At 41.5% G+C, this 25,647-nt stretch carries 23 protein-coding genes and 1 pseudogene; 20 read left to right on the top strand and 4 right to left on the bottom strand.

Annotation, left to right across the window (positions count from 1 at the left end; all coding sequences use genetic code 11):
* The first annotated feature begins 323 nt into the window (after positions 1-323).
* Both DXK30_RS12365 and DXK30_RS12360 read left to right on the top strand, forming a co-directional pair.
* Entirely contained in the window at positions 324-548 is a 225-nt protein-coding gene (locus tag DXK30_RS12365; protein WP_057758779.1) for a helix-turn-helix domain-containing protein, read from the top strand.
* 155 nt (positions 549-703) lie between these two features.
* Positions 704-979, top strand: a complete 276-nt coding sequence (locus tag DXK30_RS12360; protein ID WP_095570655.1) for a hypothetical protein — start codon at positions 704-706, stop codon at positions 977-979.
* A gap of 187 nt (positions 980-1,166) precedes the next feature.
* On the opposite strand, the gene DXK30_RS12355 is transcribed toward DXK30_RS12360, so the two are convergent.
* Together DXK30_RS12355 and DXK30_RS12350 are read right to left on the bottom strand one after the other, a co-directional pair.
* Positions 1,167-2,123 carry a hypothetical protein gene (locus DXK30_RS12355; RefSeq protein ID WP_114701938.1) on the bottom strand — a complete coding sequence of 319 codons (957 nt, stop codon included), beginning with the start codon at positions 2,121-2,123 and terminating at the stop codon, positions 1,167-1,169.
* Between the two features lie 30 nt (positions 2,124-2,153).
* Positions 2,154-4,790, bottom strand: a complete 2,637-nt coding sequence (locus tag DXK30_RS12350) for a MobA/MobL family protein (RefSeq protein WP_114701937.1) — start codon at positions 4,788-4,790, stop codon at positions 2,154-2,156.
* A 263-nt stretch (positions 4,791-5,053) separates the two neighbouring features.
* Here DXK30_RS12350 and DXK30_RS12345 point away from each other — a divergent pair, with 263 nt between their 5' ends.
* The 8 genes from DXK30_RS12345 to DXK30_RS12320 all read left to right on the top strand — a co-directional run bounded on the left by DXK30_RS12345 (position 5,054) and on the right by DXK30_RS12320 (position 11,414).
* On the top strand, positions 5,054-5,395 hold the full coding sequence (locus tag DXK30_RS12345) for a hypothetical protein (RefSeq protein ID WP_114701936.1): 342 nt from the start codon (positions 5,054-5,056) through the stop codon (positions 5,393-5,395).
* Between the two features lie 204 nt (positions 5,396-5,599).
* A complete protein-coding gene (locus tag DXK30_RS12745; protein ID WP_162799535.1) occupies positions 5,600-5,770 on the top strand; it encodes a hypothetical protein in 171 nt (56 codons plus the stop codon).
* A 327-nt stretch (positions 5,771-6,097) separates the two neighbouring features.
* A complete protein-coding gene (locus tag DXK30_RS12340) occupies positions 6,098-7,054 on the top strand; it encodes a replication initiation protein (protein WP_058368520.1) in 957 nt (318 codons plus the stop codon).
* 83 nt (positions 7,055-7,137) lie between these two features.
* The gene (locus tag DXK30_RS12335) at positions 7,138-7,365 is read left to right on the top strand and encodes a type II toxin-antitoxin system RelB/DinJ family antitoxin (RefSeq protein WP_114701935.1); all 228 of its coding nucleotides are present in this window, start codon (positions 7,138-7,140) and stop codon (positions 7,363-7,365) included.
* Between the two features lie 18 nt (positions 7,366-7,383).
* Positions 7,384-7,647 (top strand): BrnT family toxin, encoded by a 264-nt coding sequence (locus DXK30_RS12330; protein WP_226949371.1) that lies wholly within the window; start codon positions 7,384-7,386, stop codon positions 7,645-7,647.
* Positions 7,634-7,798 carry a hypothetical protein gene (locus DXK30_RS12740; protein ID WP_156410068.1) on the top strand — a complete coding sequence of 55 codons (165 nt, stop codon included), beginning with the start codon at positions 7,634-7,636 and terminating at the stop codon, positions 7,796-7,798. Before DXK30_RS12330 ends, DXK30_RS12740 begins: the two co-directional genes overlap by 14 nt.
* 258 nt (positions 7,799-8,056) lie before the next feature.
* Complete coding sequence (locus tag DXK30_RS12325; protein ID WP_114701934.1) at positions 8,057-9,058, top strand: DNA-binding protein; 1,002 nt, start codon at positions 8,057-8,059, stop codon at positions 9,056-9,058.
* A gap of 1,429 nt (positions 9,059-10,487) precedes the next feature.
* Positions 10,488-11,414: a cation diffusion facilitator family transporter gene (locus DXK30_RS12320; RefSeq protein WP_114701933.1), complete on the top strand. Its 927-nt coding sequence runs from the start codon at positions 10,488-10,490 to the stop codon at positions 11,412-11,414.
* Positions 11,415-11,600: 186 nt separating this feature from the next.
* Here DXK30_RS12320 and lnt read toward each other — a convergent pair whose 3' ends face one another.
* Positions 11,601-13,169: an apolipoprotein N-acyltransferase gene (gene lnt, locus DXK30_RS12315; RefSeq protein WP_114701932.1), complete on the bottom strand. Its 1,569-nt coding sequence runs from the start codon at positions 13,167-13,169 to the stop codon at positions 11,601-11,603.
* 239 nt (positions 13,170-13,408) lie between these two features.
* Here lnt and DXK30_RS12310 point away from each other — a divergent pair, with 239 nt between their 5' ends.
* Both DXK30_RS12310 and DXK30_RS12305 read left to right on the top strand, forming a co-directional pair.
* Positions 13,409-14,059, top strand: a complete 651-nt coding sequence (locus tag DXK30_RS12310) for a DUF411 domain-containing protein (protein ID WP_011513677.1) — start codon at positions 13,409-13,411, stop codon at positions 14,057-14,059.
* A gap of 797 nt (positions 14,060-14,856) precedes the next feature.
* Positions 14,857-15,579, top strand: coding sequence for a CHAP domain-containing protein (locus DXK30_RS12305; RefSeq protein ID WP_011513678.1), 723 nt, complete (start codon positions 14,857-14,859; stop codon positions 15,577-15,579).
* A gap of 148 nt (positions 15,580-15,727) precedes the next feature.
* On the opposite strand, the gene cadR is transcribed toward DXK30_RS12305, so the two are convergent.
* Positions 15,728-16,138, bottom strand: coding sequence for a Cd(II)/Pb(II)-responsive transcriptional regulator (cadR, locus tag DXK30_RS12300; protein ID WP_011513679.1), 411 nt, complete (start codon positions 16,136-16,138; stop codon positions 15,728-15,730).
* A 142-nt stretch (positions 16,139-16,280) separates the two neighbouring features.
* Here cadR and DXK30_RS12295 point away from each other — a divergent pair, with 142 nt between their 5' ends.
* The 8 genes and pseudogenes from DXK30_RS12295 to DXK30_RS12980 form a co-directional block, all read left to right on the top strand.
* The gene (locus DXK30_RS12295; RefSeq protein ID WP_114701931.1) at positions 16,281-18,482 is read left to right on the top strand and encodes a heavy metal translocating P-type ATPase; all 2,202 of its coding nucleotides are present in this window, start codon (positions 16,281-16,283) and stop codon (positions 18,480-18,482) included.
* 121 nt (positions 18,483-18,603) lie between these two features.
* A complete protein-coding gene (locus DXK30_RS12290) occupies positions 18,604-20,652 on the top strand; it encodes a heme lyase CcmF/NrfE family subunit (RefSeq protein ID WP_114701930.1) in 2,049 nt (682 codons plus the stop codon).
* Entirely contained in the window at positions 20,653-21,315 is a 663-nt protein-coding gene (locus DXK30_RS12285) for a DsbE family thiol:disulfide interchange protein (RefSeq protein ID WP_114701929.1), read from the top strand.
* Between the two features lie 83 nt (positions 21,316-21,398).
* Positions 21,399-21,881, top strand: coding sequence for a cytochrome c-type biogenesis protein (locus DXK30_RS12280; protein ID WP_371532842.1), 483 nt, complete (start codon positions 21,399-21,401; stop codon positions 21,879-21,881).
* Positions 21,878-23,158 (top strand): c-type cytochrome biogenesis protein CcmI, encoded by a 1,281-nt coding sequence (gene ccmI / locus DXK30_RS12275; RefSeq protein ID WP_114701928.1) that lies wholly within the window; start codon positions 21,878-21,880, stop codon positions 23,156-23,158. Before DXK30_RS12280 ends, ccmI begins: the two co-directional genes overlap by 4 nt.
* Before the next feature lie 141 nt (positions 23,159-23,299).
* On the top strand, positions 23,300-24,007 hold the full coding sequence (lspA, locus tag DXK30_RS12270; protein WP_114701927.1) for a signal peptidase II: 708 nt from the start codon (positions 23,300-23,302) through the stop codon (positions 24,005-24,007).
* Positions 24,008-24,282: 275 nt separating this feature from the next.
* Positions 24,283-24,615 (top strand): DUF3817 domain-containing protein, encoded by a 333-nt coding sequence (locus DXK30_RS12265; protein WP_131603940.1) that lies wholly within the window; start codon positions 24,283-24,285, stop codon positions 24,613-24,615.
* 686 nt (positions 24,616-25,301) lie between these two features.
* Positions 25,302-25,647 (top strand): annotated as a pseudogene (locus DXK30_RS12980) (hypothetical protein); the annotation flags it as partial.

Here is a 25,647-nt window from a genome sequence, read left to right as displayed (position 1 = left end):
GAGTATTTGAGTATTTGAGTATTTGAGTATTTGAGTATTTGAGTATTTGAGTATTATTAAGACTTTACTCAATAGTTAGATGAATAGCAACATTTTTAAAAAATAACTATATCTTTGATATCGACTGAATTTCTATGTGAATAATATTCATAAAACTGCATAAATTTGTCAAAGACTGAGATGCCCCAGTAAACTGACTGCTAACATATAAAGTGTAGCTATCAAGTATCAATATGAGCTACTAAAAGCAATACTTTAGCCGCTCATATTCGTTATAATCCGCTCACCAATCAAAAACCACTAATATGAATGAGGGAACCACTATGGTGAAGTGTCACTTATCGACCATCATGGGTGAAAGACGCCTTAAAATTGCCGATATCTCAAGAGATACTGGCATCAATCGTGGCACCATTACTCGCATGTATCATGAAGAAGCCACCCGCGTTGATCTAGATGTCATCGAGTCTTTATGTACTTATCTTAGAATCAATGTTGGTGATTTATACGAAATCATAAATGAGGACAGCAGTGAGTCACCAGCATAAATAACGTTGTCATGAGCTGTGATTGTCTTTAAACGAATAAAAAGACCTACAGAAGGTTATTTTCTCTTGCAATAGATTAAAATATAGGTATAATTTGACCTGTAGTAAGTCATTTTATTTATTATATGTATATAATGGTCTATAGGAGAATACCAATGAATAACAATCTATCTCGGCTCAATAGCTGCACATGGTTTAGTGAACAGACTAAAACGTTAGCCTCTCAGCTGTTATTAAGCTTACAAATACAGCAAGGCGTACAGCTGGCAACCCTACTTGGTGTTGACCCCATTCTTTATAATGATGAAGCGGTTTATGTCTGGGTGCAACGACAGCTAGATGACGGTCTTATCGTTGACGATCATGCGTTAAGCACCCTTGAAACTGCTTTTATAGAGTTGGTCACAGCTCACACTGACCAAGCAGCGTAATGGCTTTAGCTTATATTTACAGACAACTTGTTTAACAAGAAACAATAACCCTTAAAGCCAGATAAAGTGTCATTATCTGGCTTTTTGATATAGACAAAGATAACGACAATCAAACAAGCTTTTTTCAGTCTTATATGTCTCAGAAGACGCACTTTTGGGCAATATGGCTTACTATTACCATATGCCTTTACTCAGTCGGCTCTGCACGCGGCACCCCAGCTATTTTATAATAAACAAAGCCTCTCTCATCTCTCAAAACACTTTTACTGTCTGCTCTAACGCACCAGCTGATTGCATCAGGCTGCGCTTCATTAACATCACAAGCCAAAATAATCTGCTGACTTTGAGCGTTATCAAATGCCTGCTTCCACCCCGTTTCAAGCTCATCGATGCCGCGCTGTAGCTCTGCTTGCTGGTATCTCATCTCTGCAATCTCATCAAAGCTTGGCACATACCAAAATACCAGGGCCACCAAACTTATTATCACAGCCATCGTACCCGCTGCGACAGCGGCTGCAATCCTTTTAATACTCATAGTCTCAATGGACTTATGAATTTTGTCCAAGTCTTTACTAGCTCTACCCTCAACCTGTTCAATCCGCGTTTTGGTGGTGGTCTCAAAGGTCTCAATATCTTCAATAATCTGCTTATGACCAGCTTGGTACTGATTGGTGAATAGGGCTAGATTGTCAGCGCCTGCGCCAAGCTTGTCAGCCACCGCTTGCATGGTACTCACTTGTACCTCTATGCTGTCGTTTTTAGCAGTGACGACCGACTCTACAGCCGTATCAATCTGCTGTTTCATATCGGTGATGATGCCTGCTATTTTGTCATCATAACGACGCGGCATATCATTGTCAGTAAAAGCAGTCACTGCCGCTTGTAGCTGCTTTAACACGAGTTCTTGATACTGACTCAATGCCTGCGAAGTCGTGCTTGCGCTACTACCTAATTCTTCAATGGCAGAAGACACCTCATTCACCTTGCTATCAATACCGCTAAGCGAACGCTCAAGCCGCCTCGCTACCGCATCATCGGCTCGCTTAATCAGCTCACGCAAGGCCCCAATGACCGGAGTCAATGAAGTCACTAGGTTAACAAGTTGATCGTGTATGTCTTGCTCAGTGCGGTCATTTTTATTCATAGTAAGTACTCATTATTGTAATCATCACAACTAAAATGGGCGTGGTGACGAGTAATGGCGCGCTTTTTCTTGAATAGCCTTGTCTATATCCAGCACTTGTGCGGCCAAGATTTGCGCTAAATTTTGCGTGCCCACGCGGATGTCAGGAACCTGCTCAAAACGCTCATTAAGCGCGTTTATAGTATCAATTTTATGACGGTCGCTAGGAAGCGTGCCGAGCGCTTGTAATAGTGTCTGTACCGATGTATCTCTGTCTATCGTCACCCGTTCTGCATCCGTGTCTCGCAAACGCTTTTGCAACGCGGTGACGTTATCAGTATGCTGAAGCGTTTTTAAAACGAGGGCCTCAGCAGCTAACTTTTCAGCCACCTCTATCACAGTGGCAGTAGTATCAATCGCTTTAAAGTCGATCTTATCAATACGGTCTTTAACCCGTACCAGCATATTATCAAACCTGCTCTGATACGCCTTGACTTCTGCCTGTCGGGTACGCGCAAGGGCAGTAGCATCTTGCTCTTTTTGTTGTTTTTCTTGCCGCCGCTTCTCTGCTTCCTCTCGTGCACGCTCAGCCTTTTTCTTAAGCTCTGCTTGCTCATGTGCTTTGTTGAGCTGGTACTGAAGCCTCATCGTACGGTTGCGCCAGTCATCAAGCCGATCTGCGTTCAATTGAGTGGTCTTGGTACGGGTAATCTCATCGTATAAGTCATCATCTTGCACAATCACCGCTTCACTTTGATCAAGAAGGGCAATACGCTGCTCATAAAACGGCGATAGGCGCTGATAGGTTTTTTGACTGGTATTGATTTGCAGCTTTAATTGTTTGATGTCTTCATTATTGGCGGTTTTAAATGTCTTTACATCAGATACAAGCATCTTCAAACGTGCCTCAGCGGTATCATCTATCTCTACCGCTTTAAGAGCACGCAGCGCCTCACGCTCTTGCTCAAGCGCTTTAAAACGCTCAACATCAAGATCTGCCAGTGCCGCGAACTTATGATAGGTGTCAAGGTTGCTCGTTATCTCGATCGCCTGCAAATCCTCAAACGTCTCCCGCCAGTGCCGCTGCAGCTCAGTTTTTTCAATATCAATCTCATCAAGCGCTTTAAAGTCAGTAGCCAGCTTATTCAGCGTTGCGGCAAACGGTTTTAAGGTGGCCTTTAGCGCCTTATGATCATCAATAACTCGATTGTTAAGGGGAATAAGATTTTTTAAAACCGCTTTATTGTTCAGCACCGTTTTATCAATCTGTGACAGCTGCTCTTCAAGGCGGCTAACAGCGCGGCCTGTTTGTAGGGTGTCATCTTGTCTAAACTGATCAACCGACGCTAAAGCCGTCTTTAGTGCCTCGCTTTGCTCTTTCGTATGTATTTTCCGGGCAAGCTCAATCATTTTTTGGCGGGGCTCGCTAAAATCCTGTCCCACCTCCTTGGTGAACCGCTGGGTACTCTTAATGTTTTTATCAATGGTAATAATCTGTTTAGACTGAAGCGCTAACTCTTCATACAGCGCATCAATGGTTGAAAATAAGGCGCTGCGTACCATCTTTTTTTGACTCACAAAGTCGGCTGAAATTGCTAAAAGCTCATCAAGTGCGTGATCATTGGCCACATCACTATGCGTCTGACTGTTATTTTTAGGGATAGCGGGTTCAAGTTCAGCGGCAGGATCTACAAAGCGGATATTACTGAGCTCAATTCGCGCAAAGGGCTTACGCTTTTTATAATGTACTGTGACGCCGTTAACCTCTTGCTCATTGCTTTCTAGGTCAATACGTCCCTTGTCGTCATACTCAATTACCAGACCATTTTTTTCAATGTAAGCATTGATCTCATCAATCGTCTCGTTGTACTCATGAATCACTGAACGATTGCCTTTGAGAATATCCTTATACAATGACTTGCCCAGTTTCATTTTTGGTAAAAGACTGATGCCCAGCTCACGGTAGGATTTCTCACTAATGGTTTTATTCTCAGGCAGTAGCTTATTGGCCATATCCGCCCAAAGGGTGCGTTGATATTTAAGCTCATCGCCGCGCCCGTTTAACCCCTTAGATAAACGCTCCTCCGTTGACCACTGCAGCCAATTCTTGCGTGCTGATAAAGCATAACCCTCAACATCCGCTACTATCTCACGGCTTGAGAGTAAAATATGGGCATGAAAATTACGACTGGTCAGCTCAACCACTTCAACCTCCCCCACATGTTTCTCGTGACTGTGGGGCCGATGAATGGCCACATCGACAAGCACGTTATAACGATCAGATAAGGTTTGAGCGTAGCGCTCGGCCAGAACTATACGCTGATCAGCGGTGATCCCATCAGGAAACATCACATCAATCTCAGTACCCAATTGCGCGTTTTTACGAGTCTCAATGCGTTCGATATCATTCCAAAAACCCTCACGTGTCACTGCTAGATCCCCAGCAAGAGTTGGCGTTATCAACGCCATATGCACCACATTTTTCTCAATAACTTGCGTATATTTAGTGCCATCACTGTCCACTAAGTTTAAGATTTTATCTTTAGCTTTACTGGTATAATCGTGGACGACTCCTGACTGCCCATCAACCAGTTTTGAGCCAGAATTATAAGCCGACTTTGCCACCACGCTATGATTTTTCGCCTTACTAACGGCGCTAACCGACAGATGAAAACCTTTATTATTCATAGCAAAAAAACCCAATATTGAGTGATGATTTTTTGGGGGTTGTAGGGGGTTCGCCCCCTGCCGGACGACGGAGTTTATGTAAAAAAAATAGCGCCCCTTGTGGGCCTTTTTTACATAAACTCCTAAGTTCGCTCTTAACAGAGGGTTAAAATACTACTGCGCCCACGAAACGAAGTGGTCTTGTGTATTTTACTACCTTGCATACCTGTATATGTACTGCTAGGATCAACTCTATCATAGTTGGCTAAAAAAAGGATGAGGTAATGTCAGTAATATCAGATGATTTATTTGCAAATAAGATTAAGCAATTACAGGCTCTTAAAAAAGAGATTGATCAGGACAGGCTTGAAGCACATAAAATATTGGGGGAGTGGTTGGCCAACGCATTAGACGATGATGACAATCATGAACTGCAAGCTATTTTTTTAGATGCACACGATAATGAAAAATATGTCCGTTTGAAAAAGCACCGTGAGTTTTTAAAGTCAATTGCTCATAAGATGCAAGGTGAGGCTAAGATGGTATCAAGCAGTTTTACTTCACATGAAGACAATCAAGATAGTGAGTACGGTTCATTGTTTGATGACGATTCAGCAGCTCAATAACTGTTACTGTTAGCAATAGCCTATTCATCAGTACAACTGAATCGTCTTCTAATTAGCGAAATGCTAGAAGACGATTTTTAGCTGTTTTAAGCGTTTTAAAATAGCTTTAGCTACCATCGTATCGAACAGAGCGTAGAACGCATATAAGAGTATTATTTATGCGTTTTAGCAATGCTTTAAGATGTGTTTACAGAGGTGTCGATAATGACTATTGAAAATGAAGACAAGTTATCTACAAAAAATGAGACTGATACTGAGAGTATGAAAACAGCGTTGGCCAGAATGACAGATGAAGACATTCAAAATATCTTTGACCGTGCTTTTGAAGATTTTCAAAGATCAAAGCTTAATCCGAACTATGAGAATAAAGATTGATACCGAGTAAATTGACCATAGCGTTTTGAGCTACTGAACAGTTCTATAAGTGATTGGTCGCTCATATTATCATCTCAAATCCGTCAGTTCTTGAGCTTTTTTCCTATTATTTAATATAAAAACATATTTTTTACTTTTAAAGATTTTTAAAGACTTTTAGGAAGCTCTCAGACCTTACCAGTTAAGGGCTTCAAGATCTATAAAGCTACAATCAGCTAGGTTAATGCTACAATCAGCTAGGTTAAAAGCTACAATCAGCTAGGTTAAAAGCTACAATCAGCAGGTATTATGCTACAATTAGATAGATTTGAGTATTAAGGCGTAGATATGACTAACCAAGTTGGTTTATATGAGAAGAAATACCCTGCAAATTGGGTTGTTATGCAAAATCGTATTCTACAAGCGTTTTATGAAATGACACTTGATGAAAAACGGTTGCTGTTGCTTGCTAGTTCAGTAGTGCGTTTGATAGATGCCACTGAAAAAGACACTATAGAGATAACCGCGAAAGCATTTGCAGAGGCTTGCAACATTCAAGTGGATTCTGCTTATACTCAATTAAAAGATGCTAGTGAAACGATGATGAGGCGATTTTTTAGCTATAGAAATGAACGCGGTAGCCGTGTCAATGTACAGTGGGTCATCAGATCAATATATGAAGATGGCTATGTGTCTCTATGTTTTACAGATGAAGTGCTACTGATGTTGAAGGTTTTTGATGAAAATAATCCATTCACTAAATATAAAAAAGAAGATGTACTTAAACTGAAGGGTGAATATTCAATAGATATATACCATCTGGCCAAAAAACATGAGGCAATGAGCTCGTGGACAATGTCACTTGAAGAAATTAGAGAGGAGCTAGCTCTTTCTAAATCTTACGAACGTATTAACAACCTAAAAAGTCGAGTCATCAACCCAAGCGTTGAAGAAATAACAGAAAAGTCAGATATTAAAATCACCTATGAAAACGTCAAACGTGGTCGTACCGTCACAGGACTAAAATTTAATGTAAAAGCTAAGCCCACCAAGAAAAAAAGTCTGGAGGACTTAAATCAGAATAATGAGAATAGAGATATACCATCCTTAACAGTCAAACAGATCGACCGTTTTGCGCCTCTATTGGCTAACTATGCCCCATTTGGTAGCTATGCGCCTTCAGGAAAAAGTACCCAAGAAGTGATCAGCTGGTTACACACTCAATTAAGAGATGAAGCTTTTTTAAAGACCCATAAAAAGCATTTGCTGGCGGTAGGTTATACGTTCCCTAAGCAAAAATCATAGCAAAGAAAAAAGAGTGATTAATCTGGTACTGTCTATACAAATGGTTTATATTATATGTACACAGATAAGCCATTTGTAATGCCATGACGACAACTAATTATAATATCAGGCTCGATCAAGAGCTAAAAGAAAATGCTTTTGCCGTGTTTGAAAGCTATGGTCTAACGCCGTCTCAAGCGATTAAATTGTTCTTGACCCAAGTGGCGCAAACCAATCAAGTACCGCTATCTTTTGAATACCAGAAAGTAACAGCTGTCAGTCAAGATGAATTGCTAATCTATAAAGAGCATACTGACAGAGAGAACAGATAAGTATTAGATTTGAATGGGATGAACAAAAAAAACACCAATCAGCGTAAGCACCGTTTATTATTTGAGGCAGCCGCCCGAGTTTTTCTAGACCTTTTATGCCTGCGTCAGCAAGACAGGTATGAAAATGATGAAAAGCAGTGGCAAGCGCTGGGTACAGTAGACGGTACCGCCGTCCTATTGGTAGCCCATACGCAAACAGAAATAGATAATGGTGAGGTTATACGCATTATCTCAGCTAGACGTGTCAAAAAAATGAAAGGGAGCCAGTGTGAACAAAGTTAGTTATCAAATAGACGAGCTACCACCACTAACGGCCAAGCAACAAGTAGATTTAGAGCATTTAGCAACGCTTAATGATGACGACATTGATCTATCAGACATTCCAGAAGTCACCGACTGGTCAGGTGTTAGCCGTGGCAGTATTAAACCATAAGCGTTCTTTACTGAGGCCAGTATCATTGCCAAATTTAAGGATAAAACCAAGCAAACAGGCGCTAATCATTAATAAATGATAGTAATGCGCTAGAAGAGTACTTAACTGATCGTTAGCCCTAATCTAATGATTGTGACCTCAAGATTACTTGAGGTTTTTTTAAGCCTTATATTGTAGTATGTTGTATATTGTATTATACTATATAAAAAATACTACAAACGCTACATATTTACTCATACAAAATTAAGGACAATAATTATGGCCATTACTACACAGCAAATTCATGCTATTGCTGATCAACTGCACGAACAAGGTATCAAACCTACTTTAGCCGAAGTGCGTAAGGCGCTGGGTGGTGGATCATTCACGACCATCAGTGAAGCTATGAAGTCTTGGCGTCAGGATAACCAACAAGAAGAGCAGCTAAGACAGGTTGAGCTACCAAGTGGTATCACTGAACGCTTACAAACGCTTGGTGCGGATATGTGGCAGACGGCCATTGATATTGCCAATGATCGTCTGGTTAAAGAACGGGAGGCTCTAGAGAGTATTAAGGCCAAGTCGCAAGCTGAGACAGATGAGGCTCAAGAAGCGGTTAAGACCCTAGAGAGTGAGCAGGCTGATTTGTTAGAACAGCTCGATGAGGTCACAGCAACTGCAGAGGCAACGGCTATCACCGCGGCTCAAGTGACTGCTGAACGGGATGTGCTGACACAGACACTCAGCGATACTCAGCACCAGCTAGAACTTGAACGAGCTAAAACAGTGGCAGCTCAGGCCCAACTTGGTGACCTGCGTAGCAGTTTTGATCAGCAATCAAAAGAGCTGAGTGCCAACATATCGAAGGTGGCCACGCTTGAAGCCACTGCTAATAGCGATAAAGCAGAGATCGCGCGTCTGCAAACAGAACTGACAGCAACTAAGGATGAGCTAAAGACAGTCGTTATTGAGCGCAACGAGATAACGAATCTTACAGCAGAAGTGAAAGGAGAGTTAAAGGCCATAATCGCTGAACGTGATAAGTTATCAGGGATTAATGAGCAGCTTACTCAAAAGCAAGCTAAGATTGAAGCAGATCATCAGCTACTGATTAAGCAACACGACACGTTAAATCATGAGAGAACTTTGCTTAGTACTGAGCACACTGCATTGAGTGAGCAGTATGATGAGCTTTCAATTAACTATCAATCAGAACAGGAAAAGAGTAGCTCATTGACTGCAGAGATTGAAAAGATGCGAGAGACAATTAACAATAAATAAGTCAATCCCGTTCTATTCACACTAAGCTTATGAATCCACCATGACAATATCGACTCACTGAATAAATGATGGTTGTATAATAAATATTCTAAATTTTTCTCTGAACTCTCATAGTATATAGCCTAGTGGGCTATATACTACTTAAATTAGCCTAAGTGAATTTATGCTGATTTTGGAGCCTTGAGCAGATTTCAAGGAACACTCACCCTAAAGCAATTATGAGTATAATAAAAATACTCACAAACACTTTAGTGCATTCCTTGAATTTGATGTGATTAGTCATGCCGACTTCATCGCCCATCGCGTCATCAAGACCGTATCACTGTATCAAGCTACGGCTGTTATGATTACGGCTGATAGCACCGCCTAGACACGCTCATAACCGCTACTGTGCTGTCATACGCTAGCAAGGGCGTTCGCCCAATATACCGCTACGATATGCACAAGTAACCACTCATTGCGTTGCTCTGATCCTTTGTCTAGTCACCCCTGTAGGGAGCTCACCCTTATGTCAAACGCAGTCGTCACCGAGGCCTGCCACCCATTTGACGGGTAACGGGTACAGAGAGAGCAGCACGAAAATGTAACGAGCGAACAAGCAGTTTTTAAAATGTATAGCAAATAGAGTTGATATGAAAGCAGATTTTGGATAAAATGCACCTATACGGGCATTTAATGCTGTTCAAATAACGCAGTCTGTGTGCTTATTTGTTCGTTACAGGGTGCGTCAACACACTGTAACCGTTATCTACATTTAAAACTAAATGCCTCTGGGAGTCAACTCCCAGAGGCATTTTTTTATTTGTCATACAGATTAGGTTTTTAATATCTGATTCTTCGTTAGATTGCTTAGGCTTTTCTTGTCGTCATTTAGCGTAAGCATTTCAATTATTTTGAAGTTAGCACTTAGTACATCCTCACAAGACGTTAAGTTTCTGACAATACTGGGATAGTTTACTATGAAGACCGGCTTAGTCGTCAGATGCAAGGTTTTACACGCGCTGTTAAGAAGCGGTAAATCATCTTTCTGAGAGAATACGATAATGAAAAGACAAACCTACACTCCTGAGATTAAAGAACGCGCCGTTCGTATGCTGATTGAAGCATTAAACGATTACACCTTTATGTGGTCATGTCATAAAAAGCACACTAATGAAACTATACTAACCAACATTCAAGACTAAGCTACACATACTAAAGAGCTTGAACATGAGAACAAGAAGCTTACGTAAGCCAGTTAGATTACAGTAAAATCCGCTTTTTTCGCCCAAGGAGAGATAGGACACACAATCAAGTTGTGGCTCAGTTTATTGATAAAAATAAGTGGGTCTACGGTATTAGAGCAATATTGACTGTGCAATATAGAAAATATGCAATAAACTTATTTTCTACCTTTAATAAAATGCAGCAACCTAAACAAGGGTAAATTATGAGTAATTCAGATAACCACAGTCATCAAGCTCCAGACCCTAAAAATATGAATAAAGCTTTTTATATTGGGATTGGTCTAAATTCTGCATTTACGCTCATCGAGTTTATAGTGGGCTACTCAACTAATTCATTAGCTTTAATCGCAGACGCTAGCCACAACTTAAGTGATGTTGCCAGTTTAATAATCTCGTTAATTGGAATGAAATTAGCACAGAAAGCATCTACTACGCTTTATACCTATGGCTACAAAAAAGCTTCTATAATGGCGTCTCTTATTAACGCCATATTGTTAGTTACAATCGTTATAGGTATTGCGTATGAGGCCTTGGGTCGATTTGATACGATACCGGAAGTTGCAGGAAAAGTTATTATTATTACAGCTCTAATAGGTGTATTTATAAATACTGTTTCTGCTTTTGCATTCTACAAAGGTCAAAAAGACGATATTAATGTCAAAGGTGCTTTCTTGCATCTAATGGTAGATGCATTGGTCTCTGTAGGTGTCGTTATCTCGGGCATTATTATTTACTATACAAGTTGGAATATCGTTGATCCTCTAGTTAGCTTGATTATTTCAGTCGTTATACTGTTATCGACTTGGGGTCTACTAAAAGAGAGTATCAAGCTTGCTATCGACGGAGTACCTCAAAATGTTGATCTCAGTAAAATCACTGCTATCTTAGAGAGCTATAATTTTATTCAAAACTTTCATCATTTACATATCTGGGCTTTGAGTACCACTGAGAATGCTCTTACAGTTCATATTGTACCGAAGACCGATATAACGTTTGAAGAGACTATTACTATGAAAGAAAACATCAAGGAAGATTTGGCGCATCAGAATATACAACATGCAACTATTGAATTTGGTACTAAGGCAGATGACAATCAAAAATCGCGTGCATTAAATGAAAGTATCAACTAAAAGATGATAGACCGTATATAGCTATCTCTTTTTAAGTATGAGGCGCGTGCCTTATGTCAACATAATTTTTTCAATCAGTTCTTATGTGATCAATAGTTTAAAACTTTTATATTTACGTGCGTTAGGACGTTACCTAGAAAAAATAAAAAACTTACGCTGATTAAATTATTATGATTAAGTTTACTATTACCCTCGTCTTCTAAGTGTGGTTAGACCTTGGCCAAAATAGCTTAGTAGTAATAACAGGGTTATTATTATCAAGATAGGATAATTTCCCATAAGCATAAAGGGAGTGTTACCAACCCGTGCCTGTATCTCACCACGTAGTACAGTACGCTCAAACTGCGGTGCGCGTTTTACAATACGACCTTTATGGTTAATGATAGCGGTAACACCAGTATTGGTCGCTCGAATAAACCAGCGCCCGTTCTCAAGAGCGCGCATTTGTACCATTTGCAAATGTTGCAATGGTCCTGCTGAAGTGCCAAACCAGGCATCGTTAGAGACGGTCAACAAAAAGTCAGTATCGATTGCATTTTTACGCGTGGTATCTGGATAAGCTACCTCATAACAGATAGCCGTCCCTATATTGTGTCCACGCACCTGTAGCGGTGACTGCTGATCACTACCACGACTATAGCTCTTAATATCCTGACTACCGGCCAAACTTGGGAAAATATCGAGCACGCCTTCAAATGGAATATACTCTCCAAAAGGCACCAGACGCTGCTTCTTGTATAGGCCTTCCGCTTCTACACCTCGAGCAATCACGCTATTGTAAAATGGGGGATACTTATCCGTATTGGCATTGAATGCCACTTTATCCTTATAAGGGATACCAGTTATCCATGTCGTATTGGTCGCATTAGCCATTTCTATCATTTCACTAATAAAGCCCGCAGCCTCATCCTGAAACATCGGAATAGATGATTCAGGCCACACCACCACATCACGTCCCCACTCAGTGCGCGTTAACTTCGCATAAATCTTTAGCGTTTCTACTTGATATTGCGTCAGCCACTTTATATCTTGTGAAATATTACCTTGAATCAATGACACTGACAGATCAGGTGTGCCCTTAGGTTTTGTCCATTGCGGATTGACCAGCCATAATGATGTGCTAATGGCTAATAACAGTACAGAAACGACGGCATAACTACTGCGCCGAAGCAGTAGCTCTACTAAACTTGCAGCCAATAGTATGGCAACAAAAGAGACGGCAAAAACACCAGCAACGGGTGCTAAGGACGATAACCAATACTCTTCAGTAAACGCATAACCAACAAACAGCCACGGAAAGCCTGTGAATAACCAAGTTTTTAACCATTCTTGTAGCACCCAAAGAGCAGCAAATGAAAAGGGTTGTTTGCCTACCATACGGTTAAAGGCTAGTGCTAAAAATCCATGAAACAGTCCCATACCGAGACCCATCAATGCAATCATAATCAATGCGAGCCACGTTGGTGTATCGCTATAATCATGGATAGCTGTATAGAGCCAAAAGCCGCCGACGCACCATAGCCCCATACCGTAAGCTTCACCGATAATAAAAGCGCGACGACCACTCATATTTGGCACCAACAGCGCATATAAAATCGCTGGTGACACTATTGCTAGCGGCCAGAACCCATAAGGCGATAATGCAAATAAAAAAATAGCCCCTGCAAGCCATGCTGCTACTAGCGTAAGCCATAGCGGTAATTGATTTAAGTGAGTACTCAAACGCTTTTGTAGACTAATAGTAGACAGGTGCATCGCAAATTATCCAAAATTATGAGCCTTGAATTTTTAATCAAAATCCAAAACTCAGATAGACCCGTTAATACTACAGGCAGCATTTCAAAATAAAAACTGCTTATGATACCAGTCCGCACTGCTCAATGTATAAATTTACGTACCCCGTTTGATGGGTTATTATGCTACATTACCAAACGATATGAAGTGTTACTTGACCTTCTATAGCTCACAATATTTACAGTACATGAGAGAGCACTATGACCCCCTTAAAAATAAAATCCAGTCTTATATTCAATCGTCATCTGTCTAAGGGGTTGCGTGGTACGCTGGTGTTACTTGCCGCCTCATCACTATTTGCTTGTAGCCAACCGAGTAGTGGCGTATCTGATGCAAACACAACATCAGTAACAACCGAAAATGCAACAGCTATCACTTTAAAGGAAGATGAACCAAACGCTAAAAGTGCTCACATGATGACAAGGTCAGTAAGTAAACCAGACCTACTAAAAAACGTCTCAGCTACGGTCTATAAAGATGCCAATTGCGGCTGCTGTAAAGAATGGATAAGTCATGCAGAAGATAATGGTCTAAGTGCAACCGCGCAAGATGTTGCGGACTTAGCCGTATTTAAAGAGCGCTACAGCGTTCCAACTGAGATGCGTTCTTGCCATACTGTAGTCACTACTGATGATTACGTCTTTGAAGGTCATGTACCTGCTAAGTATATGGCGCAGTTCTTAGAAAATCCGCCAGTACAAGCTATGGGTCTTGCCGTACCTGGCATGCCTGTTGGTAGCCCAGGTATGGAGTATCAAAATAAATTCATGCCCTATCAGGTTATGCAGCTCAATAAAGACGGGACGACCCAAGTTTATGCTGATATTGAATCGGTAGAGCAGCAATTATAGTGTGTTAGCAGTTAAGAATACTTTGATTATAGTGTTAGCGTTAAAAGTAAATGAGGCAGGTATAAGACTGTTCTATTGCTTATAAAATGATTCTTCATCAAAAAAATCATTAGCTATTGCGACTTTAAAAGCAAAAACAACTTTGAATTTGTAACTTTTGATGACAATGTAAGCGGATTTATCGGTTATTAACCCTTAAAATAGATAAATAATTAAGGGTTAATACAAGAATATACAGGATGTATCGAAACAATTACGTAATATTACATAAGCCAGTAGGGAATTAACATCTATATTAATATTATAAATTATTATATTATCTTAATAATTAGTTAGACCCTATATAGGGTAATTACTTCATCCAATAAAAAAACGTCTGAGGGTTAAATCTGTAATTTAGATTTAACCCTCAGACGTTTTTTTACTTATAAAACAGTAGAAATTGTTGTCAATTTAGTCAGCTATATTCTGTATATGTTACACAAACTTACATTGTAAAATGTGGAATATTAGCAATTTTTTCAACATCAAAAAAGTATTTTTGGGGTTTTTAAGGGTGATGACAGGCTAAACAGCCTATGCTAAAGTCGGCTTTGTGTTTTGGCCAGCAGCTTGATTTGCAACAGCTTCGTAAGACTTCAATGATGCTGTGATCGCCAATAATCATTTTTTATATGAATAATATGCAGCAGAAGTATCAGTCACTATGACGTATATATACTTGAGTTGTTGAAATTTAATTGACTGCGCTGTTGTTGATAACAGACCATTTTGAATTAACCGTAGGTATTAGATTTATGAAACAGGCTTTATTGATTTTGTCAGTACTGGGTATGGGCATAGCACAAACGAGTGGTGCTGCTATCACAATCTCTCAAACAAATAATACCATCACCAATACTTCTGTGGCATCAAACTACGGTTCATCAAAAAACATCTATAGCACTAGCAGTGGTGCTTATGTTTCTAGTAATGACGAAATCAGTCAAGCTATTAGCAACCTAAGTGCGCAGGCTAAGCAAAAAGAGAGTCGGCTTTCATCATTAAACAGCCGCTTATACGCTGAAAAACAACAGCAGCAAGTCAATACAGTTCCTGATAGCAATTCAGCCCCCGCTATCGCTGCTGCTCGTGCTTCACGAGTGGCTCTATCTGGTAGCTCTGGATACTGTGCCCGTTACGTACGTAAAGCACTACAATCAGCAGGTTATGAGTTCACCCCCAATCCTTCAGCCTATCAGTACGCCACTCGTGGCACGCTTGATAAAGCAGGTTTTAGCAAAATCAGTAATGATATGCCAACCCAAGTAGGTGATGTTATTGTCTATGATCGCTCATCAAAGCGTCCACATGGCCATATCCAAATCTTTGATGGCGAAAACTGGATTTCTGATTTCCGTCAGAACAGCATCAGCCCATACAGTGGTGTCTATGCTTATACCACATGGCGTGATTCAAAATACGTGGATGACGCATCCGCATCAGATCGAAATATCTACCTTGCTATGAATGATAAATAAGACCTGATAAGTCAGCACAACATAGTTATTATTTCCTCCAACCCCAGTAGTGATCTTAATATCATTGCTGGGTTTTTTTGTGCTTAACATCAGGGTGTATTTAACCTTTCATGATTTGATCCGTCAGAAATGAACACTACTAATATCATTACTCATGACAAGAATTATCGGCAAGAGCCTTTAATATCCCACATGATACCGCTGGTGCACTACTTGCACATTTCTGGCGCAAAACAGTCAAGTGCTGCTTTAAGTGCATCAGTTCTTCCATTCGTATTTCTACAGCATAAATTTGCTTATCTAGTAAGGAGCTCACATCACCACAGTCTTTATCAGGTTCCTCCCAAAACTCAAGTAAGATTCGTACTTCGTCTAGAGCCATGTCAAGCGTACGGCAGTGTAGGATAAATTGTAGACGCTCAATGTGCTCTTCATTATATAAACGATAATTCCCTGCGCTGCGAGAAGGCTCAGGTAATAAGTGCTCCTTTTCGTAATAGCGAATGGTTTCCACTGTGGCACCTGTGCGTTTAGCGAGCTCACCAATTTTGATTGTCATAATAACCTCTATGATTTAAATAATTAAAGTGGCTGTAAAGACTGGCGCTAGAGAAATTAAATTTACAAAACTGTAGATAGACAACCTTGACTCTAAAGCCACTAGAGGGTTCATAATACCATTATTCAAAGGGTAAATTATTATGAAATATCATATTGAAGGTATGGACTGTGCCAGTTGCATCGGCAAGATTGAAACAGCTTTGAAACGTATGCCTGGGGTTTCTGATGTTGAGCTAAATTTTGCTACAGAAACGCTAGAGCTAAGCTTGGCCCCTGATGCGCCGACTCAGGCTAGTGATATTGAAAAAACCATCAAAAGCCTAGGGTTCGGTATATCTGCCAATACTGGTCAACAAACTGTATCGGCTATTGATATTGACAGCGACAATCAGATGGCTCCGCAGGATAAGCGGTGGTGGCAAACTCAAAAAGGCAAACAGGTTGTTGGTCTCGGTATTTTGATGGGCAGCGCTTATGCACTGTCACTACTGTTCCCCGCTTATGGGATATGGGTGTTTGCCATCGCTGTGATTGTAGGCGTTTTTCCATTTGCACGCAAAGCCTTAGCACTGGCTAAAACAGGTTCATTCTTTTCAATTGAAACGCTGATGTCCGTCGCCGTGCTTGGCGCACTTATCATTGGTGAAGCTGAAGAGGCCGCAGCAGTTGTCTTTTTGTTCTCAATCGGTGAACTGTTTGAGAGTATCGCTGCTGATCGCGCTCGCGCTGGCATCAGAGCCTTATCATCGCTGGTTCCGAAAAGTGCAATTTTACTTGATGCTCAAGGTGGGCAGCGTAACGTTCCAGCGACTTCATTACAAGTGAATGACCTTGTGCTGGTGCGTCCTGGAGATAGGGTATCTGCTGATGGTTCCATTGTTCAAGGTGCGTCCAGCCTTGATGATTCGCCCGTGACGGGAGAGTCTGTTCCTGTTGCCAAGACGATGGGTGACAATGTATTTGCAGGGTCAATTAACATCGATGGTGTGCTCCAAGTGCGCGTAGAAAAGACAGCCGCCGATAACACCATTTCGCGCATTATTGAGCTGGTAGAGCAAGCCCAAGCCTCCAAAGCACCCACTGCCCGTTTTATTGAGAAATTCAGTCGCTATTACACACCGGCAGTGATGGCTATTGCCGCACTAATTATTATCATTCCACCGTTAGCCATGGGTGGAGATTGGTCGACTTGGTTGTATCGCGGTCTAGCACTGTTGCTGATTGCCTGTCCCTGTGCTCTTGTACTATCAACACCCGCTGCCATCGCCTCTGGTCTTGCTGTTGGTGCGCGCCGTGGCTTGCTGATCAAAGGCGGTAGTGCTTTAGAAACTATCGGCCAAGTGAAGACGGTCGCTTTTGACAAGACAGGCACTTTAACTGAAGGCAAACCACGCGTGACCGATGTTGTTGCCTTTACACAAGAGGACTCAAGTATTCAAGGTCAGAATTCTCAAGGTCAAGATGAGATATTGGCACTTTTTGCCAGTGTGGAGACTGGTTCTAGTCACCCACTTGCTGAAGCCATTGTCAGCCATGCTGAAGCCGCTAAAGTTGTTATACCTGTGGCTTCCAAAGCTTCTGCTACTGCGGGTAAAGCGGTACACGCAACTGTCGCGGAGCGCGCGCTAGCTATCGGTTCGCCTGTTTACGCAGCCGATGAGGCATTGATTTCATCCACACAACAGGCGCAAATTGAGGCGCTGCAAAATGAGGGTAAGACCGTCTCTGTTCTTTTCGATGAGCAAAACCGTGAAGTGCTTGGATTAATCGCGCTAAGAGACGAATTACGAGACGACGCTCATGAAGGTGTGGCTCAGCTCAAAGCGATGGGTGTGCGCTCCGTCATGCTAACAGGCGACAACCGCTTAACCGCTCAAGCACTTGCCAGTAATTTAGACGTGGAATGGGAAGCTGAGCTGTTGCCTGAGGACAAACTGCGCCTGCTTAACGAGATGAAGAACAACCGCAAAATAGCGATGGTTGGTGATGGTATTAACGATGCGCCAGCGCTAGCAACTGCCGATGTTGGCATCGCGATGGGTGGTGGTACCGATGTGGCCATTGAGACGGCCGATATCGCATTATTAAAAAGTCGTGTTACGGATATGGCTCATCTCATCGCACTTTCACGTGCCACCATGCGCAACATTCATCAGAACGTCATTTTCGCTTTGGGTCTCAAAGGCGTCTTTCTGATCACGACCGTATTCGGCATTACTGGACTATGGATTGCGGTTCTAGCTGATGCTGGAGCAACAGTGCTCGTTACTCTTAATGCGTTACGTTTACTGCGCTTTAAGGGAGCGCCTCCACTGGTAAATCCGCCTAAAGTAGTTAAATAAAACCCTTCGAAATCAATTAAAAACTAGAGATAGCAGCAGATTTCGGGGGTGGGTTCTAATAATAAAAATTCCACCGCCACAGTAAACTGCAACCGCATTAGAGTAAATAAGGTTAGACCGTATGTTGATTACAGAATTGGGCTATTTTGCCTTGCTTACCGCTTTTGTATTGGCGTTATTGCAGGTAATTCTGCCAACTATTGGTGTTATTCATAACCAAGTTGCTTGGCAACGACTAGCCCCTAGCTTAGCTTGGGCACAGTTTGCCGCCATGATAACGTCATTTGGCGCTTTGATAGCAGGTTTTTATTATAATGATTTTAGCCTCAGTTACGTCGCGCAGCATTCCAATACGCTGTTGCCTTGGTACTATAAGTTATCGGCGACATGGGGCGGACACGAGGGCTCTTTGCTGCTATGGATGACCATCATGGCCACATGGTGTGCACTGGTATCATACTTTAGTCGCGGCTTGCCGTTATCAATGCGTGCGCGGGTATTAGTTATTTTGGCCGGTGTACAGTTAATGATGCTAACGATGCTGATATTTACCTCGTCACCGTTTGAGCGTACCTTACCCAATCTAGCGGTCGATGGCGCTGATTTAAATCCTGTCCTACAAGATTTCGGTCTGATTATTCATCCGCCCATGTTATATATGGGCTATGTGGGTATGGTAGTACCTTTTGCATTTTGTATGGCGGCATTGTGGGAAGGGCGTTTAGATGCTGCTTGGACACGCTGGTCACGTCCATGGGCGCTCGCGGCTTGGGGGTTTTTGACCATTGGTATTGCACTGGGCTCGTGGTGGGCCTACTACGAGCTTGGCTGGGGCGGTTGGTGGTTTTGGGATCCGGTAGAGAATGCCTCGTTTATGCCTTGGCTTGTCGGCTTAGCATTGCTGCATTCATTAGCAGTCACTGAAAAGCGCGGGGTGTTTAAAGCATGGACCATTATGCTGGCTATTTTCGCCTTTGCCTTAAGCTTGCTTGGCACGTTCCTGGTACGCTCTGGAGTCCTTACCTCAGTGCATTCGTTTGCCGCTGATCCGACGCGTGGTTTGGTTATCTTAGCTATTCTTGGCATTATCATCGGTAGTGGTCTATTAATGTTTGCCGTTCGAGGTTGGCGTTTAACCGTTGAAAGTCAATATCAGCTGATTTCACGTGAGTCCTTTTTAGTGATCAACAACGCCATCATTTTGATTGCAACCTTAGTGGTGCTGCTCGGCACCCTTTACCCTATTATCGCTGATGCCTTTGGTTTAGGACAAGTGTCCGTTGGCCCTCCTTATTTTAATGCATTATTTGTACCTTTAACGTGGCTGTTATTAATAGCTATGGGTATGGGCTCAAATATTCGCTGGAAAAAAGACACCCGTCCACTACTGGGTATAGGCATGGTCATCGCCGTTAGTAGCTTAGTATTAGCTGCCATTATTACTTACTTTGTTAATCCATCGTCTATGCTTAATATTGGTGTGACTTTAGCCGTTAGCTTTTGGGCACTGCTATGGATGGCAGTTGATTTTAAAGATAAAACTAAGAATGCGCCTAATCTTTTTAACGGTTTGCGGCAGTTGCGTCTGAGCTATTGGGGTCAACAGACTGCTCATATTGGCGTATTGGTTGCTGTCATTGGCATAGCCTTTACTAGTAGCCTGAGTATTGAGCGTGACGTAGCAATGGGTATTGGCGATACAGTCAATGTTCAAGGTTACGATTTTGAAGTAACTGAATTTTTTGAAATAAAGGGTAGTAACTTTGATGCAACGCAAGCGCAAGTCGTGGTATCCAAAGACGGTCGTGAAGTGGCGAAACTGACTCCAGAAAAGCGTACTTATATTATCAGCACGATGCCAACGACTGAAGCCGCTATTGACCCCAGTCTTATGCGCGATGTTTATGTCGCACTGGGCGAACCTATTGCCGATGGTAGTAACCAATGGGCATTAAGGATTTATGTAAAACCATTAATTCGCTGGATTTGGTTAGGGGCAATTATCATGGCTCTAGGTGGATTAATTAGTATGCTTGATAAACGATACCGCATCAAAAAAGTTAAAGCTCCGTTGCTAGTTACTGGTAGTTTGGCTACTGATGGAGTCAATGAGGTAGCTATTGAGCAGGCAATCTCAGCATCGACGATGTCGACACTAAAGGAGAAATAAATGACTATGTCGAATAACACTCCTGAGCAAAAAGATAGCCAAAACAGTAAGCAGCGTAACCCAAAGGCAATGAAAAAAAAGCAGATGAAGCTATGGTTCTTAATTCCGCTTATCCTCTTTTTTGGTTTGGTAGTTATATTGTACATGCGCTTAGGTAAACCAACAGACATTGTGACCAATACCGCTCTTGAGCGTCCGGTTCCTGCCTTTGAGCTGCCGTTATTAGCAGATACTACCCGTACTATCACCAATAATAATTTGCCAGATAAGCCGTTTTTACTTAATGTTTGGGGCTCGTGGTGCCCAACTTGCATTATTGAGCATCCGTTTTTAATGCAACTAGAAGAGCGCGGCATTGATATCGTTGGTGTGAATTATAAGGATGAGATTGGTAATGCGCTCAGTTACTTAAACCAAGGCGGTGATCCATTTTCTATGTCTATTCAGGATTCATTGGGTCAGTTTGCTCTAGACTTAGGCATAACTGGTGCGCCCGAAACCTTTGTTGTGGATGGAGATGGCATCATTCGTCAGCATATTGTTGGTGAGATTAATGAAGCCAATTGGCAACAGCGTGTTAAGCCGTGCCTGACCGTACTTAATGAGGCTAATAAGAACAACGATAGTCCTGATCTCATTCAGGTTGAGGAGATGTGCAAATGAACGTTACTCGAATAAGAGCTCCTCAAATAAAACTCAATATAATTTTAAAACTAGCAAGCTTAATACTAGCGTGTCTGCTTAACATGACGGCAAACGCAGCTATTGACGTATACGATTTTGATTCACCACAGCAAGAAGCTCAGTATCGTGGATTAATAGAAGAGTTTCGCTGCCCAAAATGCCAAAATCAAAACCTTGCAGCCTCTGATGCACCGATTGCACAGGATCTAAAGCAAAAAGTCTATGATTTAATTAAAGATAGACGTAGTGATGCTGAAATACGCGCCTATATGCAAGAGCGCTACGGTGACTTTATTAGCTACAAGCCGCCTATGCGACCATCGACATGGATCCTATGGTTTTTTCCACCACTATTATTGCTCGTCTTAATTGTTGGTTGGTTTTGGCAAAGTAAACGCCGCCAAGTTGTCGCCCGTGGCCAAAACGGCGTTACAGTGAACAGTACTGCTGCCTTGACCTCTGCGGAAAAGGCTGAGCTTGATCGTCTATTATCGCAAGCTGAGAATGTCGACCACGATATTACTAGCATAGAGGACAAAAAATGACTCTATTTTCTACTTTTGGCTTATTTGTAGCTCTAAGCTTGCTGATTGCTCTTATATTTGCGCTAATTGCTATTATGCCATGGCTACGAGCACCGCGTTTGCAGTCCAAACCAATAGACAATCAACTGCTAGATATTAATGTTGCAGTATTTCGCGAACGTTTAGCTGAGCTACAAACAGATAAAGACAGCGGTACTATTAATAATAGCCATTATCAAAATCAAAAGCTGGAACTGGAGCGTCAGCTATTAGATGCGCAGCGTCAGATAACACCTATGGTCACCCCTGATGTCAAAAGCCGTTTAATTGTCGCAGCTTGGATCCCAATATTGGCTGCAATGGCGTACTTACTAATAGGCAATCGTACGCCCGTGTTTGATTTGTGGACAAGCGAGGACAAAGTAGGACAAGTGGCTGATGACCTATTGACGGCTAAGATTGATAAGCCACCAAAGTGGGCGACTGAAAACGGTCGTCAGTTGATTAGCGCTATGCAGACCAACGTCCATCGTAACGCTGATGATCCTAATCGCTGGATGCGCCTATCTGAACTTTTCTTATCGATGGAGGCGACTGACTCTGCGTTAGAAGCCTTATCGCGTGCCTATCGTTTAGCACCTGATAACGAGGAGATTGCTACTACTTATGCTCAGACTAGTTTTTTTGTTAATGAAGGTCAGTTAGACGCCAATATTCGCCGTCTATTACAAGCTATATTAGCTAAGAATCCGCAGCATGAACGGGCTCAAATGCTCATGGCAATGGGTGAGACTCGTAGTAGTAACTTTGCCCAAGCGCAAGGTTGGATTAAACGCTTACAAGGCAGCATTGTGGCCAAACCAGGTGATCATACTAAAGCTTTAGCAAGCTTAGATGAGTTAAGCAACTACGTTAGCACGCAAGAAAAGCAAGCGCTAGAAGGTATTGACGTGACAGTGAAAATTAACGCTAATTTATTACCGTTAGTGAAAGCTGATGATGTGTTGTTTGTTGCGATACGTGACGTTAAAGGAGGTCCACCGTTTGCCGCCAAACGTTTACCCATTAGTATTATCAAGCAAGGTGAGGCTAGTATCCGCTTAAGTAATCTTGATGCGATGATGCCAGATCGCACGTTAAATTCAGCTCGTAGTGACAAAACTCAGTTAGCAGTCGTTGCTCGTATTAGTCATAGCGGTAATGCCATAGCAGAATCAGGCGACTTATCGGGTAATCCTATAATGATTAGCGTTGAACAGACTCAGGTTAATGTTGAAATCAATCAACAGATTCCCTAATAAAAAATTATTACCGTAAGTTTCATAAAACCAGAGCGGTAAGTGGAGCCGTTTATGAAAGTGGCGCGATTAATAATTGTATACCAAAAACATATACGTTTAACATTGTTCATTGTATAAACATAGATAAAGAAAACAACTATGACTGAATCTACCGACAGATTAGATAGTACTAAATTGAATAGCGTTGAATCGGCTAGTACTAATATTGCTGACAATAAAGTACCTATAGCTGTGAGTAGTACTCATCAATCGATTGACTCTAAAACCATGAATCATACGCCTAAAGCTATGTACGTGACTTCAGGCAACTCAATAACACCTAAAGGTAAGTTGGACAAAATGCCAAAAATGGTTGCCAATGGCAGTCGCGCTTTTATCTGGTATTTGTTGGCGATAATGGTATTAATACTTGATCAATGGACTAAGTGGTTGGCCCAAACCACATTAGCGTTCAATGACCCCGTACCGGTCATTGAACCATTTCTCAACTGGACACTCGCTTATAACTATGGGGCAGCATTTAGCTTTTTAGCCGACGCTGGCGGTTGGCAGAAATGGTTTTTCTCAGGCTTAGCTTTTGTAATGGCTATCTTTTTAACGGTTTATTTAATCAAAGCGCCACGTGCAGCCAAGCTATTATCTATGGGGTTGGCCTTAATGCTTGGTGGTGCGATTGGCAACTTAATCGATCGTTTAAGAATTGGTAAAGTGGTTGACTTTATCCATGTGCATTATGCTGATGTATGGAATTATCCTATTTTCAATGTTGCAGATATAGGTGTCTGTGTCGGTGTCGCATTGATTATAATTGACATGATATTTTTAGAAAGTAAGCGTAATAAATAAGCACATTGATGCCGATTATCACAAACAAAATGAACTAGCGTCGTAGTCACTCTATACGGAAACATACTTTTTATACTTGAGTATGTTTATAAAATGTGAACTGGAAGATAATGTATGACTGGTATAGGTACTCACTCATTTTAGGTCTTAAAACTCAATACTTAAAAGCTCTGCGTAGAGCCATTATTATAGAGACATTGAATAATCCATAAATTCTTTATTGATCATAACAAAAGGAAAATACAGTGTCACAGGCTCAGCCAACTATTGAAAAAATTCACAGCCTTAGAAAAAAACAAGAGACAGCGTTAAAAAGTCTTACCCTTATAGGCTATCTAGAAGGCACCTCTTTCTTATTATTGCTCTTCATCGCCATGCCACTAAAATATATGATGGACATTCCAGAAGGTGTGAAATACATCGGTATGGCACACGGTATGTTGTTTATTACCTATATCATAATACTTATAGGCTCAGCTATCAAAATGAAAATGCCTCTTTGGGCAATACCTGCGGGCGTACTCGGCTCACTCTTACCTTTTGGCCCATTTATATTCGATCATTTACTAAAAAAGAACTTGCAGGAAAATGTAAGTAAAGAAGCCTAGAACAAGCTCTGCTACAAATGCCACAAACGTATCTTATTACTCAAGATTATTTTTCCTAACTAAATCACAAGCCGCCATCACTCATCATGGCGACAAATGAATAACATTGAGCAGAAATTAATCACAATAAAACTTTAATTCAGACCAAGTATGAATAGCCTCACACTCCAGTTACTTTTCGAACTTATCTTACATACTATCGACAAACCCGTCTTGTTTAAAAGCTAAACAGGTTTTGTCATTCGCGATGGCTTTCCTGTTATCGTAGGGTATACCCCAAGGGAACCATCTAAAAGGCATCAAAAACCGATTAATAGACGACTTAAAATAGACTGCTGTAATGGAACTACTTATAACAGACTATTGTACGTGTTTATGTTTATCAGAGCGTGTCTACGAGCGTCTACCAAAGAATAAGATGCCAAGCGTACCAAAAACGAGCTTATACAGTTTGCTACTGATCATGATCACAAAATTGCCGCCTTCTATGTCGAAAACGAATCAGGCGCAACTTTAATACGTCCACAGTTAATGTAAGTGATCGATGATGCCTATGAAGGCGATATAATTTTGGTAGAGCAGATTGACCGCTTAGCACGTTTAAACCAAGCTGATTGGGATACTCTCAAAAGAATGCTATTAGAAAAGAATCTGGGGTAGTATCAAAAGAGCTACCGACCTCATATATGACGCCTCAATCTGAGAGCAGCACTGAATTTATGAGCAGCGTATTACAGTCCATTAATTCGATGATGCTTGATATGCTCGCTGCTATTGCTAGAAAGGACTATAAAGATCGACATAACCGTCAGGTGCAAGGTATTGCTCATGCTAAGACAGAAGGTAAATATTTAGGGCGTAGGAAAGATACCGAAAAGCGTAAGATTATTGCTAGCCTCCTAAAATCTGGGCATAGCTATTCTGAAATACAAGCTACAGCTAAGTGTTCGCGTCAGCTGATAGCTGTTATAGCTAAACAAATACTCAAATACTCAAATACTCAAATACTCAAATACTCAAATACTCAAATAC

This window comes from Psychrobacter proteolyticus, from assembly GCF_003350005.1.
In the GTDB taxonomy this organism is placed as follows: Bacteria; Pseudomonadota; Gammaproteobacteria; order Pseudomonadales; family Moraxellaceae; genus Psychrobacter; species Psychrobacter proteolyticus.
Note: the sequence above shows the minus strand (reverse complement) of the source record. Positions and strands in the feature narration are given on the sequence as shown.